15 protein-coding genes are annotated in these 14017 nt (G+C 57.8%); 9 read left to right on the top strand and 6 right to left on the bottom strand.

From position 1 onward, the window contains the following. From Q7O77_RS07040 to csrD, 6 genes are all read right to left on the bottom strand, one after another. The coding region (locus tag Q7O77_RS07040) for a S1 RNA-binding domain-containing protein (RefSeq protein WP_304164894.1) at positions 1-304 on the bottom strand (304 nt) is incomplete at its 3' end. Further along, positions 294-887, bottom strand: a complete 594-nt coding sequence (locus Q7O77_RS07035) for a nucleoside triphosphate pyrophosphatase (RefSeq protein ID WP_304164892.1) — start codon at positions 885-887, stop codon at positions 294-296. The genes Q7O77_RS07035 and Q7O77_RS07040, both read right to left, overlap by 11 nt. Before the next feature lie 9 nt (positions 888-896). Continuing rightward, the gene (gene mreD, locus Q7O77_RS07030; protein WP_304164889.1) at positions 897-1385 is read right to left on the bottom strand and encodes a rod shape-determining protein MreD; all 489 of its coding nucleotides are present in this window, start codon (positions 1383-1385) and stop codon (positions 897-899) included. Continuing rightward, positions 1382-2386, bottom strand: coding sequence for a rod shape-determining protein MreC (gene mreC / locus Q7O77_RS07025; protein ID WP_304164886.1), 1005 nt, complete (start codon positions 2384-2386; stop codon positions 1382-1384). Before mreC ends, mreD begins: the two co-directional genes overlap by 4 nt. Before the next feature lie 106 nt (positions 2387-2492). After that, the gene (mreB, locus tag Q7O77_RS07020) at positions 2493-3536 is read right to left on the bottom strand and encodes a rod shape-determining protein MreB (RefSeq protein ID WP_003855260.1); all 1044 of its coding nucleotides are present in this window, start codon (positions 3534-3536) and stop codon (positions 2493-2495) included. 313 nt (positions 3537-3849) lie between these two features. After that, positions 3850-5790, bottom strand: a complete 1941-nt coding sequence (csrD, locus tag Q7O77_RS07015; protein WP_304164882.1) for an RNase E specificity factor CsrD — start codon at positions 5788-5790, stop codon at positions 3850-3852. 161 nt (positions 5791-5951) lie between these two features. Here csrD and Q7O77_RS07010 point away from each other — a divergent pair, with 161 nt between their 5' ends. The 9 genes from Q7O77_RS07010 to prmA all read left to right on the top strand — a co-directional run. Then, a complete protein-coding gene (locus Q7O77_RS07010) occupies positions 5952-6929 on the top strand; it encodes an MDR family oxidoreductase (RefSeq protein WP_304164880.1) in 978 nt (325 codons plus the stop codon). Between the two features lie 351 nt (positions 6930-7280). After that, on the top strand, positions 7281-8282 hold the full coding sequence (gene msrP, locus Q7O77_RS07005) for a protein-methionine-sulfoxide reductase catalytic subunit MsrP (protein ID WP_304164878.1): 1002 nt from the start codon (positions 7281-7283) through the stop codon (positions 8280-8282). Positions 8283-8326: 44 nt separating this feature from the next. Further along, complete coding sequence (gene msrQ / locus Q7O77_RS07000) at positions 8327-8926, top strand: protein-methionine-sulfoxide reductase heme-binding subunit MsrQ (RefSeq protein WP_304164876.1); 600 nt, start codon at positions 8327-8329, stop codon at positions 8924-8926. Between the two features lie 229 nt (positions 8927-9155). Continuing rightward, positions 9156-9608, top strand: coding sequence for a type II 3-dehydroquinate dehydratase (aroQ, locus tag Q7O77_RS06995; RefSeq protein ID WP_085652988.1), 453 nt, complete (start codon positions 9156-9158; stop codon positions 9606-9608). A 21-nt stretch (positions 9609-9629) separates the two neighbouring features. Continuing rightward, on the top strand, positions 9630-10094 hold the full coding sequence (gene accB, locus Q7O77_RS06990) for an acetyl-CoA carboxylase biotin carboxyl carrier protein (RefSeq protein ID WP_094118123.1): 465 nt from the start codon (positions 9630-9632) through the stop codon (positions 10092-10094). A gap of 11 nt (positions 10095-10105) precedes the next feature. After that, positions 10106-11449 carry an acetyl-CoA carboxylase biotin carboxylase subunit gene (accC, locus tag Q7O77_RS06985; RefSeq protein WP_304164871.1) on the top strand — a complete coding sequence of 448 codons (1344 nt, stop codon included), beginning with the start codon at positions 10106-10108 and terminating at the stop codon, positions 11447-11449. 270 nt (positions 11450-11719) lie between these two features. Then, a complete protein-coding gene (locus Q7O77_RS06980) occupies positions 11720-11959 on the top strand; it encodes a YhdT family protein (RefSeq protein ID WP_304164869.1) in 240 nt (79 codons plus the stop codon). After that, a complete protein-coding gene (gene panF / locus Q7O77_RS06975; protein ID WP_304164867.1) occupies positions 11952-13403 on the top strand; it encodes a sodium/pantothenate symporter in 1452 nt (483 codons plus the stop codon). The genes Q7O77_RS06980 and panF overlap by 8 nt, the downstream gene beginning before the upstream one ends. 9 nt (positions 13404-13412) lie before the next feature. After that, the coding region (prmA, locus tag Q7O77_RS06970) for a 50S ribosomal protein L11 methyltransferase (RefSeq protein WP_304164864.1) at positions 13413-14017 on the top strand (605 nt) is incomplete at its 3' end.

Here is a 14017-nt window from a genome sequence, read left to right as displayed (position 1 = left end):
CCTGCCCCTGACGCACCAGCTCAGCGATGTCGCGAACGTGGAAATTTTTCTGTTCATCGCCCGCCACGCATTCGGTGTGCGGCATGATGTCGGAGGCGTGCAGAAAAGCGGCCTTATCCAGACCAATATCGACAAACGCCGCCTGCATGCCGGGCAGCACGCGGCTGACCCGCCCTTTATAGATGTTGCCGACGATGCCGCGCTTGGCTTCACGTTCGATGTGAATTTCCTGCATCGTGCCGTTATCAATGTAAGCGACGCGCGTTTCTGACGGTGTAATGTTTACCAGTAACTCAGCGGTCATGGGTTCCTCTTGCTGTACGCAGTTCGGCAAATCGGCTGAACAAGTCAAGGGTTTCCACCAGCGGCAGTCCCACAACGGCGTGGTAACTCCCGGCGATGGATTTCACGAAGCACCCGCCTTTGCCCTGGATACCATAGGCGCCGGCTTTATCCATGGGTTCACCGCTGGCAATATAGCTAACGATATCCTGTTCTGAGAGCCGCCGAAAAACCACTTCGGTGACCACACGTTGACTTAATGTTTTCTCTTTATCGGCCAGTGCGATGGCCGTCATCACCTGATGCCGACGGCCGGACAGCGCCCGTAGCATCTCGGCGGCATGTGCCTCATCGCGCGGTTTTTCCAGCACGTCGCCGTCCAGCACCACGATGGTGTCCGCGCCGAGCACAGGGAGATCCTCCGGCGCCACGGCCACACCGGCCGCCGCTTTATCCTGCGCCAGACGGCTCACATAATGTTCCGGCGTTTCGTCAGGCCGTCTCTGCTCTTCCACTTCAGCCGTCAGCGTCACGAACGGGATCTCCAGCATTCCCAGAAGGGTCTTACGCCGGGGAGACGATGACGCCAAATACAGTGCTGTCATGCACGACCTCTATTGTACGGTGAACTGACGGCGGATTTTCCGCATCAGTAAAAACAGCCACGGCCACAGCGCGCCATCAACCACGCAGTTCCACAGCACTTCCGGGCGGAACGCCACATCGTGAACCAGAAACTCGGCCCAGAAGATCAACAGATCCAGCATCAGCGACAGCAGCATCACGATTAACGCCTGCTGCCACAGCGCCATATTGCGGAAGAGCTGGAAGCGAAACGCCACCAGGTAGGCCACGATGCTCAGCCCCAGCGCACGCACGCCGAGCGTCGCGCCGAGAATCAAATCAGTGATGATCCCCAGAATGAAGCCGGTTCCCACATTCACCCGGTGCGGCAGCGCCATCACCCAGTAAATCAGCAGCAACGTCAGCCAGGAGGGACGGAACATGTAGATCTCATCCGGCCACGGCATAATCTGCAACACCAGCGCTATCAGGAACGACAGCCAGATGATCCAGTTGCCGTTACGACGATAACGGTTCATTGCTCGCCTCCCGGCGCACGACCGCCCACGGGGGCGCTGTCCGTCGGAGAAGCGGCATTTGCCGGGGGCGCTGGCGGTCCCATTGAGTCAGGCGACGGCAGCACATGCGGCATCATCTGCATCAGGCGTTCGTTCGCCACCCGTTGCACTTCCTGAGGTGAGATAGCCGCGTGGGCGTCGTTATCCCCGCCCCACAATAGGAGAAGATAGCGCAAACGCTGCAGTCCCGCCGTGGGATGGGCCTGAATCACAGTATAGGCGCGCTGAGTGTCGACTTTCACCGAAGAAATGACGCCCACGGGATAGCCTTCGGGGAAGCGTCCCCCCAGACCAGATGTGACCAGCACATCTCCGACGCGAATATCGGTATTGTTCGGCAAGTGCTCCAGCTGCAAATCTTCCGTGCAACCGTTACCTGCGGCAATCACGCGGATGTCGTTACGCAGCACCTGAATCGGCAGCGCATGCGAGGCATCGCAAATCAGCAGTACGCGGCTAGTCAGTTGCCCAACGGCGATCACCTGTCCGACGACGCCTTTATCGCTGATGACCGGCTGGCCTTCATACACGCCGTTGACGGCGCCTTTGTCGATCACCACCTGATCACTGTAGGGGTCAATCCCGGCGGAAAGAACCTGCGTCACCATCTTGTGTTCGTCCTGACGCAGCGGGGAGCCCAGCAGTTCGCGCAGCCGCGCGTTCTCCTGCTTAAGCTGTCCTTGCAGCAACAGGTCGCTGTTCTTCAACAGCAGTTCCTGACGCAGCGCCGTATTCTCGCGCTCCAGCTGCTCCCGGGAGGTCAGCTTGGCCGACACGTTGTCCAACGCCGCGCGCGGGCCGTTCGCCAGAAAATAGAACGGGCTGACGGCGGTATCCATATAGGTGCGGATTTTGACAAACGTACCGAGCCGGCTGTCAGCAATAATGATGACAATCGCGGTGATGACAGTAAGAAAAAGTCGCAGTTGCAGGGAGGGTCCCCTGCTAAAAATCGGCTTCATAAAATGGCGTATTCCTCGACAAAGAAAAAGGGGGCCACCAGACGGGATGAACTCAAAAAACCTTCATCCATACGGTTTCCCCCTTCTTTATTTCTGGCAGGCCGGATTATTCTTCGCTGAACAAATCGCCGCCATGCATGTCGATCATTTCCAACGCTTTACCACCGCCACGCGCAACGCAGGTCAGCGGATCTTCCGCGACAACCACAGGAATGCCGGTTTCTTCCATCAGCAGACGGTCCAGGTTACGCAGCAGAGCGCCACCGCCGGTCAGCACCATGCCACGTTCGGAAATGTCGGACGCCAACTCGGGCGGACACTGTTCCAGCGCGACCATGACCGCACTGACGATGCCGGTCAGCGGCTCCTGCAGGGCTTCCAGAATTTCGTTGGAGTTCAGCGTGAAGCCACGCGGCACGCCTTCAGCCAGATTACGACCGCGCACTTCGATTTCACGGACTTCATCGCCCGGGTAGGCGGAGCCGATTTCGTGCTTGATGCGTTCCGCCGTCGCTTCGCCGATCAGCGAGCCGTAGTTGCGGCGAACGTAATTAATGATCGCTTCGTCGAAGCGGTCGCCGCCGATGCGGACCGAAGAGGAGTAGACCACGCCATTCAGGGAGATCACCGCCACTTCTGTTGTACCGCCGCCGATATCCACCACCATGGAGCCGGTCGCTTCAGACACAGGCAGTCCCGCGCCGATAGCCGCCGCCATAGGTTCTTCGATCAGGAACACTTCGCGCGCGCCCGCACCCTGTGCGGATTCACGGATGGCGCGGCGCTCGACCTGGGTCGCTCCGACGGGAACGCAGACCAATACGCGCGGGCTGGGGCGCATGAAGCTGTTGCTATGCACCTGTTTGATAAAGTGCTGCAGCATTTTCTCAGTCACGAAGAAATCGGCAATCACCCCATCCTTCATCGGACGGATAGCCGCGATATTGCCCGGCGTACGACCTAACATCTGTTTGGCGTCGTGGCCTACTGCGGCAACACTTTTCGGAGAACCAGCGCGGTCCTGGCGAATCGCCACCACGGAAGGTTCGTTCAGTACAATGCCCTGTCCTTTTACATAAATCAGGGTATTGGCGGTACCCAGGTCGATGGACAAGTCGTTGGAAAACATGCCACGAAATTTCTTAAACATAACTAAAGGATAATCCTGCAAGCTGGGGGCGGAAATAAATAAAATCCGCCTACTTTACCAACCACACGCAGCAGCGACAAGGCGCGAACAGGCTCTGCTACGGTGAAAAAGACGTATGTCGCACAAATTTGGGTTAGGCACGTAACTCATGGAGGGGGATCCCCTCAGGCGGCATCTAGACTGGCCGCGCACAATCCCGAAAATTTGCGCCGACAACGGACATAAAATCTAACATTTTCGCGGTGATATCAGCAGTAACGACATGCTCTCCACGGCGCGCTCATTCTACGCTAAATCGGGCCGGACATTCACATTAAACATAGAACGGCTGTGAATATTTTTTCAGCGTATTCCCGACGGGCGTCGAGTTGGCAAACAACTCGCCCTGACCGCCACGAACGCCCTTATCCAATAACGCCAGCCACTCTTTGCGGGTACGAACGCTGACGGCGCAAACGCGCGTCTTTGTCCCCACGCAGGCTTCGGTCAGACTGTGGATAAATAGCTGATTCTCCGGATGCTGATCGACGCCGCGCACCAGCCCCGGATGCAGCTTAATCACTTCGACCGGGAGCGACTTGATGTAGGCGCTGCTCACCAGCGTCAGACCGGCCTGCGCCACCACCAGCCGACAGCCCAATCCGGTCAGCTCGGCAATCACAGGACGAAGACGTCCGAGATACTGACAGACGTCGGCCTCGGCCAGTTCCAGCAGCAAACGATGACGCTGGTCCTGCGTATTCTGTTGCAGCGTTTCGCATAGCCAGCGCAGGAATGACGGCTGTAGCAGGGAATCCACGGTGATGGGGATCGCCAGCGTGACGTCGGCATCGCTCGCTATCAGCGCGAGCGTACGGGTGACCAGCAGCCGTTCGTAGCTGGCGGTGAGGCCGAGCTGACGCACAAGCGGCATATATTCCGCCTCCAACAGTTCCTGCGTGCCATCATCGATGCGGCTGCTGAGCTCGTAGTGATGCACCCAACCTTCGCAGGTTATCGCCGGTTTTTGGTAGAGACGCGGGCCGCCGCGGGACAGCGTGTCTTCCAGCAGCGTCCGCCACTTCACGCTCCCCCGCCCTTTTTCCGGCACTCGGCGATCAAAGACGCACCAGCCGCTGCCACCTTGCAATACGGCATGGCGGGTGGCGTCTTCCACGTTTTCAATGACCTGATCCACACGCTGACCGCTGCGGTAGGCGCAGATGCCGATATGCAAAATATCGTCTTTATCAATGCAAGAGGGTGCGGGCAGGCGTTCAGCGGCCCGCACCATCTGAGCCGCGACGCCGTCCGCCTCCTTCAACGTACGATGCGGCAGCAGCACCGCGAGATCGCTCTGATGATAGCGGGCCAACAGCGCGGCCGGATAGCGCCTAACGAACAACGCGAGCTGATTAATCAGGGCTGCGCAATACTCCGCCAGCGAACTGTCATAACCGTGAGTGCCTTGCAGGGTCTCGAAATCCGGCAGTCGAACCATCATCACCACGCCGTGCGTGCCGACGGACTCCGGATCTTCCAGCTGCGTGGCGAGCTGGTTATCGAAGAAAAACCGGTTATTCAAACCGGTTTCCGCGTCCTGTGCGACAAAGGCGCGGATCAGCGTATCCACGCGCCCCTTGGCTTCCCGGGCCTCCATCAGGTCACCCAACAGCTTGTCGAGCGCGCCGCTGGCGCTAACCGGCCATTCGCGACCGGAGCCAGGCGGCACCACTTCGCTGTCGCCGTAGAGAATACGCTGCGCGCGCTCTTCAAGCCGCTCCTGCCCGGCCATCTGCCGCCGCAGCCAGCGCACGGCATAAAAGATGGCGACCGACATCACTAGCATCACCACCATAACGGACAGAAACGAGAACAGATAACGGGGGGAGCCCATCAGCGGATCGACGTAGATCATTTTCAGCGAGATATTCGGGTGCTGCATGAGCGACATCTGCGCCCGGCGATACATAATCGTGCGGTCATCGGGCTTGTCTTCCGGCAGACTGACGACATCACTGCTGTCCGCCCCCTGCTGAATTTCCAGCTCGACAATCCCCAGGCTCCTCATTACCGGCGGCAGCCACGCCACGATCTCGCTGGGAGAATTCACCAGCAGCGCCTGATCGACGCTGGTCGCTACCGCTTTAAGTTGATGCTCCATGCGTTTCTGACTGTAGTAAAAGAAGCTGGCGATGCTGCTGACAAACATCAGTACGATGGCCAATAGGGTCAGCGTCGTCATCAGCATCGAAAGTTTGGTGGTCAATCTCATCCTTGGGTCTTTCACTCCTACGGCTATAACCGGATTAATGCGGCACCGGGACTGGCGCCTGTTCCTTGCGGTTTATCAGTGCATGTCGTGTCTATTACCAATATAGTCATTACCTGATTTCCCTCTACCTATTTGTTCGCTCCCCGAAAGGAGGTAATGCCATGCAGGCTCTGATTCTCGAACAGCACCAGGGTAAAACGGTGTCTGAAGTCCGCACCATCGACCCGACGCAACTGCCGGAAGGGAACGTGACCGTCGATATATCCTGGTCGAGCATCAACTATAAAGATGCGCTGGCTATCACAGGCCAAGGCAAAATCATCCGCCAGTTTCCAATGGTGCCCGGCATTGACTTCGCAGGCACCGTACACAGCAGTGACGCCGCCGCCTTTGCCGTCGGCCAGCCCGTGATTCTGACCGGCTGGGGCGTCGGAGAAAATCATTGGGGCGGACTGGCGCAGTCGGCTCGAGTGAACAGCGACTGGCTGGTCGCGCTGCCTGAAGGACTCTCGGCGCGTCAGGCCATGATCATAGGCACCGCAGGATTTACTGCCATGCTGTGCGTCATGGCATTGCAAGATGGCGGCGTCACGCCAGCCGATGGCGAGATTATCGTCACCGGCGCCAGCGGCGGCGTGGGCAGCACCGCGATAGCCCTGCTCCATGCGCTGGGCTATCAGGTGACCGCGCTGAGCGGTCGAGCGGAAAACAGCGATTATCTGCGGCAGCTGGGCGCCGGACAGGTGCTCGACCGACAGGAATTTACCGCCGCGCCGCGTCCGCTGGAGAAACAGCGCTGGGCTGGCGCTATCGATACGGTGGGCGATAACGTGCTGGCGACGCTGCTCGCGCAGATGAATTACGGCGCGACGGTCGCCGCCTGCGGTCTGGCTGGCGGTATCGCGCTGCCAACCACCGTCATGCCGTTCATTCTGCGCAACGTACGGTTACAGGGGGTGGATTCTGTCATGACGCCGCCGCCGCGCCGACAAGAAGCCTGGAAACGGTTGGCCGAACTGCTGCCCGCCTCGTTCTATGAACAGATTGCCAAAGAGATCTCATTGGCAGAGGTTCCCGCCGCCGCCGCCGATCTCATCGCTAACCGCGTCACCGGTCGGACACTGGTGAAACTGCGTTAAGTTCGCCCAAATACCCTTCTCTTCAGACCACCCTATCCCGGGTGGTCTTTTTTTTATGGCGCTCAGACACAGAAGAAACATTTTCTTGTTAACGCTGAATCTCTGCACGGCAGAATCATCTATACATTAAGAACCGTCCCATCAGGACCGTGCGACCTATCCTTATGATTCGGAGCCGTGTGAAAACCGCTTAGGAACATCGGGCATGACCCGTTCACTCGCGGCGCTCGCCCTCGTTTTACTCACGCACGGCGGTCCTGCACACCCTCGGGGATGGGTCTCATTCATCGTGCGGCACACGTTCGGAGCGCCGCACATCGAGTCACTACACTGGCATAAAGGCGGAATACCATGAAAAAAAATCGCACGCCGACCGAAGCAGATGTCACGCCGGAAGCCCTGTTCCACCAGCGCCGTCGGCTACTGAAATTTCTGGGCATCACGACCGCAAGCCTCTCGTTGCCGATGTCCGCGCAGGCAGACCTGTTATCCTGGCTCAAAGGCGACCCACGGCCTAAGGCGCCTCCCGGCAAGCCGCTCACCTTCAATCAGCCGCCGGACTGGCGCGTGGATCTGCCGCTGACGCCGGAAGACAAAGTCACGGGATACAACAACTTTTACGAGTTCGGACTGGATAAAGCGGACCCGGCGGCCAACGCGGGCGGCCTGAAAACAGAAGGCTGGAAAATCGAGATCGACGGCGAAGTCGCCAAACCCATTACGCTGGACATGGACGATATTCTCAAACGTTTCGCGCTGGAAGAGCGCATTTATCGGTTCCGCTGCGTCGAAGCCTGGTCGATGGTCGTCCCGTGGATTGGTTTTCCCCTCTCCCAACTGATCGCCTTCGCCAATCCGACCGGCAACGCACGCTATGTCGCTTTTCAGACGCTCTACGATCCCGAACAGATGCCGGGACAGAAGGACAGCTTTATCGGCGGGGGTCTGAACTACCCCTACGTCGAAGGGCTGCGGATGGATGAGGCGATGAACCCGCTGACATTGATGGCCGTCGGCGTGTACGGAAAAACGCTGCCGCCGCAGAACGGCGCGCCGCTGAGGCTGATGGCGCCGTGGAAGTACGGCTTCAAAAACATCAAATCCATCGTAAAAATCCGTTTTACTCACGATCGTCCGCCCTCCACCTGGAACTTATCGGCGCCGAACGAGTACGGTTTTTACGCCAATGTGAATCCACACGTCGACCACCCACGCTGGTCGCAGGCGACGGAACGCCTAATCGGCGCAGGTGGTATTCTCGATGTGCAGCGACAACCGACCCTGCTGTTCAATGGATATGCCGACCAGGTGGCCTCGCTGTACCGTGGTCTGGATTTGCGGGCGAACTTCTGAATGATCCGAGCACGATCGTACCCAACACGTGGAGTCTGCGTCGAATGCGTTTGAAACCCCAACATCTGTTTTGGATCAAAGTGCTTATTCATCTGGCGGGAATCTTGCCGTTACTGTGGCTATTTCTGACCGTGAGCCAGGGATGGTTGAGCGCCGATCCGGCGAAAGATATCCAGCATTTTACCGGCAGAACCGCACTGAAATGGCTCTTGGCCACGCTGGCGATAGCGCCGCTGGCCCGCTACGGCAAACAGCCGCTGCTGATGCGCTGCCGACGTCCCGTCGGCCTGTGGTGCTTCGCCTGGGCGACGATGCATCTGACAAGCTATGCGCTGCTGGAATTAGGACTGAGTCATCTTTCGCTGCTGGTCAGCGAGCTGCTCTCACGGCCCTATCTCACGCTCGGCATCGTCAGCTGGATCATCCTGCTGGCACTGGCGCTAACGTCTACGCAAGCGATGATGCGCAAGTTGGGATCCGGCTGGCAAAAATTACACAACGCGCTTTATCTGGTCGCTATTCTGGCACCTATCCACTACATTTGGTCGGTTAAAACGTTGTCTCCGCAACCTATTTTCTATACTCTTCTGGCCCTCATTTTGTTACTGATGCGTTATAAAAAATTTCGCCAGTGGTGGCGCTGAGGCCCCGCGGTACCACGGCGTATTAAAAACGCCGGTACAGGGCGCGACAGGAGCTGCGATGATTATCTCCGCAGATAAGGCCACTATTTGGCTGCTAATTGCAACGAAATGGTTATAATGCTCGACTTTGTTTTTAAGCATCGGACAATTTGCACCTAGAAAGGTGACAAACGAATAGCTTCGCGCTATTTTGTGCAGCACGAAGCGAATCGCGGGAGATAGCAGCATAATGGTAGATAAGTTCAACATTTTGCTTTTGAACGGTCCGAACCTGAATCTTCTGGGCACCCGCGAGCCTGAGAAGTATGGCCATACCACGTTGACGGAAATCGTTAACGGATTGGAACAAGAAGCGCTGGCGCTGAACGTTCAGCTGTCGCATCTGCAGTCCAACGCGGAGCACACGCTGATCGACCGAATTCATCAGGCCAGAGGCAACACCGACTTCATTCTGATCAACCCAGCGGCGTACACCCATACCAGCGTTGCGCTGCGGGATGCGCTGCTGGCGGTCGCCATCCCCTTTATCGAAATTCATCTGTCCAACGTGCACGCACGTGAACCCTTCCGCCACCACTCCTATCTGTCCGATGTGGCAGTCGGGGTCATTTGTGGCCTGGGGGCAGATGGTTATAGCTACGCTTTACAGACGGCGGTGAAACGCCTGTCAATCTCCAATTAACAAGAGTACGGAACCCCATTCATGGATATTCGTAAAATCAAGAAACTGATTGAACTGGTTGAAGAATCCGGCATCGCCGAACTAGAAATTTCCGAAGGTGAAGAGTCAGTACGTATCAGCCGTTCCCCTGCCGCACCGGCTTACCCGATGATGCAGCAGGCCTATGCGCCGATGCAGCCTCAGCCTGCCCTGACCGCTACCGTGGCCGAAGCGCCGGTAGCCGAAGTCGCCGCAGCACCGGCCGCTGTCAGCGGTCACATCGTACGTTCGCCGATGGTAGGGACTTTCTACCGTACGCCAAGCCCGGAAGCGAAAGCTTTTGTGGAAGTCGGCCAGCAGGTTAACGTCGGCGATACGCTGTGCATCGTCGAAGCCATGAAAATGATGAACCAAATCGAAGCAGATAAAGCAGGCGTGGTGAAAGCCATTCTGTTGGAAAGCGGTCAACCGGTTGAATTTGACGAGCCGCTGGTTGTCATCGAATAACGGGGCGTACCATGCTAGATAAAATTGTTATCGCTAACCGTGGTGAGATCGCGCTGCGTATTTTGCGTGCCTGCAAAGAGCTGGGCATCAAAACCGTCGCCGTACACTCCACGGCCGATCGTGACCTGAAACACGTATTGTTGGCTGACGAAACGGTGTGCATCGGCCCTGCGCCGTCCACCAAAAGTTATCTGAACATTCCCGCGCTGATCTCCGCCGCTGAAATCACCGGCGCGGTGGCTATCCACCCCGGTTACGGCTTCTTGTCCGAAAACGCCGACTTCGCTGAACAGGTTGAGCGTTCCGGCTTTATCTTCATCGGCCCGCGCGCCGACACCATTCGCCTGATGGGCGACAAAGTGTCCGCGATCAGCGCGATGAAAAAAGCGGGTGTTCCTTGCGTCCCAGGTTCCGACGGTCCTCTGGGCGACGATATGGAAAAGAACCGCGCCTTTGCTAAACGCATCGGTTACCCGGTGATTATCAAAGCTTCCGGCGGCGGCGGCGGACGCGGTATGCGCGTCGTACGCAGCGATAAAGAGCTGGAACAGTCCATTTCCATGACCAAGGCGGAAGCCAAGGCCGCGTTTAACAACGATATGGTCTACATGGAAAAATACCTGGAAAACCCGCGCCACGTGGAAATCCAGGTACTGGCGGACGGTCAGGGCCAGGCGATCTATCTGGCTGAACGTGACTGCTCTATGCAGCGCCGTCACCAGAAAGTGCTGGAAGAAGCGCCCGCGCCAGGCATCACCAGCGAACTGCGCCGTTACATCGGCGAACGCTGCGCGAAGGCCTGCGTGGACATCAACTACCGCGGTGCCGGTACGTTCGAATTCCTGTATGAAAACGGCGAGTTCTATTTCATCGAAATGAACACCCGTATTCAGGTAGAACACCCGGTAACCGAAATGGTCACTGGCGTAGACTTGATCAAAGAGCAGCTGCGCGTCGCCGCCGGTCTGCCGCTGTCGATCAAACAGGAAGAAGTTCATGTCCGCGGCCATGCGATTGAGTGTCGTATCAATGCGGAAGATCCGAACAGCTTCCTGCCTAGCCCGGGTAAAATCACGCGTTTCCACGCGCCGGGCGGCTTTGGCGTTCGTTGGGAATCGCACATCTACGCGGGCTATACCGTGCCGCCGTATTACGATTCCATGATCGGCAAGCTGATTACCTATGGCGAAAGCCGCGACGTAGCGATTTCCCGTATGCGTAATGCGCTGGCGGAACTGATCATCGACGGCATCAAGACGAACATCGAACTGCAGTTGAAGATCCTGAACGACGAAAACTTCCAGCATGGTGGCACTAACATCCACTATCTGGAGAAAAAACTCGGCCTGCAGTAATCCCCCCGCAGACGAGAAAAAAGGCCGACCGACCGCTTTTGGGCAGTCGGTCGGCCTTGTTTTTTAGTTCACCGGGCTAACAGATAAAATAACGATTATTCAGCTAATTACTGCTTTTCACCCCCTATTCCCCCACTCAGAAACGCGCCTGTTTATCCCCGGCCATGCATACGTAGAGGCGAATTCCTGCTAGGCAACGCGCTCACATACCGTAAAATCCCCTGTTTTGCACACGCCTACTGATGAATACCGATTGGGTTGTATAACAAGATGGATAAACGTTTTCTTCAGGCACACCGGGAAGCGCGCTGGGCGCTGGGCCTGACGCTGGGTTACCTGCTGCTGTGGATTGCCGCCGCGTATCTGCCGGGTAACGACGCTGGCATCACCGGACTGCCACACTGGTTCGAGATGTCATGCCTGCTGCTGCCGCTGGTCTTTATCATTCTTTGCTGGCTGATGGTTCGCCATCTGTTCCGCGATATTTCGCTGGAGGATGAGGATGCATAGCCAGATCGTCATTCCGCTAATCGCTTACCTGCTGCTGGTATTCGGGCTGTCCGTTTACGCCTATACCCGCCGCCAGCAGGGCAATTTCCTGCGCGAATATTTTCTCGGTAACCGGTCCATGGGCGGCTTCGTTCTGGCCATGACCTTGATTGGTACCTATGTGAGCGCCAGCTCTTTCATCGGCGGTCCCGGCGCCGCTTATAAATACGGTCTGGGCTGGGTGCTGCTGGCGATGATTCAGGTGCCGACCATGCTGCTTTCACTCAGTATTCTCGGCAAAAAGTTCGCGATTCTGGCGCGGCGTTATAACGCGATCACGCTCAACGATATGCTGTACGCCCGTTACGGCAGTCGGCTGCTGGTCTGGTTCGCCAGTATCAGCCTGCTGGTCGCGTTCATCGGCGCCATGGCCGTGCAGTTTATCGGCGGAGCCCGTCTGCTCGAAACGGCGGTCGGTATCCCCTACGACACCGGACTGCTGATTTTCGGCGTGACCATTGCGCTGTATACCGCCTTTGGCGGCTTTCGAGCCAGCGTGCTCAACGACGCCATGCAGGGCATCGTGATGCTGGTGGGAACGTTACTGTTGGTGGTTGGCGTGATTTATACTGCGGGCGGCCTGCCCGTTGCCGTGGAAAAACTGCGCCACATCGATCCGGCGCTGGTCTCTCCGCACGGTCCCGGCGATGTGCTTTCCGGGCCGTTCATGACCTCGTTCTGGCTGCTGGTGTGCTTCGGCGTCATCGGTCTGCCGAACACGGCGGTGCGCTGTATCTCCTATCGGGACAGCAAAGCGCTGCATCGCGGTATCATCATCGGCACCATCGTCATTACCCTGCTGATGCTCGGCATGCATCTGGCCGGAGCGCTGGGGAGAGCGATTCTGCCCAACCTCACTATCCCCGACCAGGTTCTGCCTGAGCTGATGATCGCCGTTCTGCCTCCGCTGGCCGCCGGTATTTTTCTGGCGGCGCCGATGGCGGCGATTATGTCCAACATCAATGCGCATCTGCTGCAGGCGTCGGCAACCATCGTAAAAGATTTATATCTCAGCGTTCGCCCCCAGCGGGCCACCGACGAAAGGTACATCAAACACCTGTCCAGTCTGACCACGCTAGTGCTGGGACTGTTGGTCGTGCTGGCTTCCTGGCGTCCGCCTGAAATGATCATCTGGCTTAATCTGCTGGCGTTCGGCGGGCTGGAAGCCGTGTTCCTGTGGCCACTGGTGCTGGGACTTTATTGGGAACGCGCCAACGCGACGGGCGCGTTAAGCGCCATGCTAGGGGGCGCGATCTGTTATACCCTGCTGGCCAGTTTCAAAATTCAATGGGGCGGATTCCATCCGATCGTCCCCGCTCTGGCGTTAAGCCTGCTGGCATTTATTATTGGTAACCGGTTCGGGCACGCTGCGCCCGCCGCCGTTACTTCATCCGACGTTAAGTAAGAGGCCGTTATGCCGTGGATTCAACTCAAAATTAATACTTCCGGCGCACATGCCGAACCCCTGGGAGACGCGCTGGTCGAAAGCGGCGCGGTGTCCGTCACGTTTCAGGACACCCACGACACGCCAGTGTTTGAGCCGCTGCCGGGCGAAACCCGCCTGTGGGGCGATACTGACGTGATCGGCCTGTACGATGCCGAGACAGACATGAAGGTCGTCGTCGCGATCCTGGAACAGGAACCGCTGCTGGGCGCGGGTTTCAAACACAAAATCGAGCAGCTGGAAGATAAAGACTGGGAACGTGAATGGATGGATAACTTCCATCCGATGCAGTTCGGCGAACGTTTGTGGATTTGCCCCAGCTGGCGCGATATCCCCGATCCGAATGCGGTCAACGTGATGTTGGACCCCGGTCTGGCCTTCGGCACCGGCACCCACCCCACTACCGCGCTGTGCCTGCAGTGGCTGGACGGTCTCGACCTGCAGGGTAAAACCGTCATCGACTTCGGCTGCGGCTCCGGCATTCTGGCTATCGCCGCGCTGAAGCTCGGCGCCGCGCGCGCCATCGGCATCGATATCGACCCGCAGGCCATTCAGGCCAGCCGCGATAATGCCCA

It is taken from the genome of Lonsdalea britannica, assembly GCF_946477055.1.
Taxonomy (GTDB): Bacteria; Pseudomonadota; Gammaproteobacteria; order Enterobacterales; family Enterobacteriaceae; genus Lonsdalea; species Lonsdalea britannica_A.
Note: the sequence above shows the minus strand (reverse complement) of the source record. Positions and strands in the feature narration are given on the sequence as shown.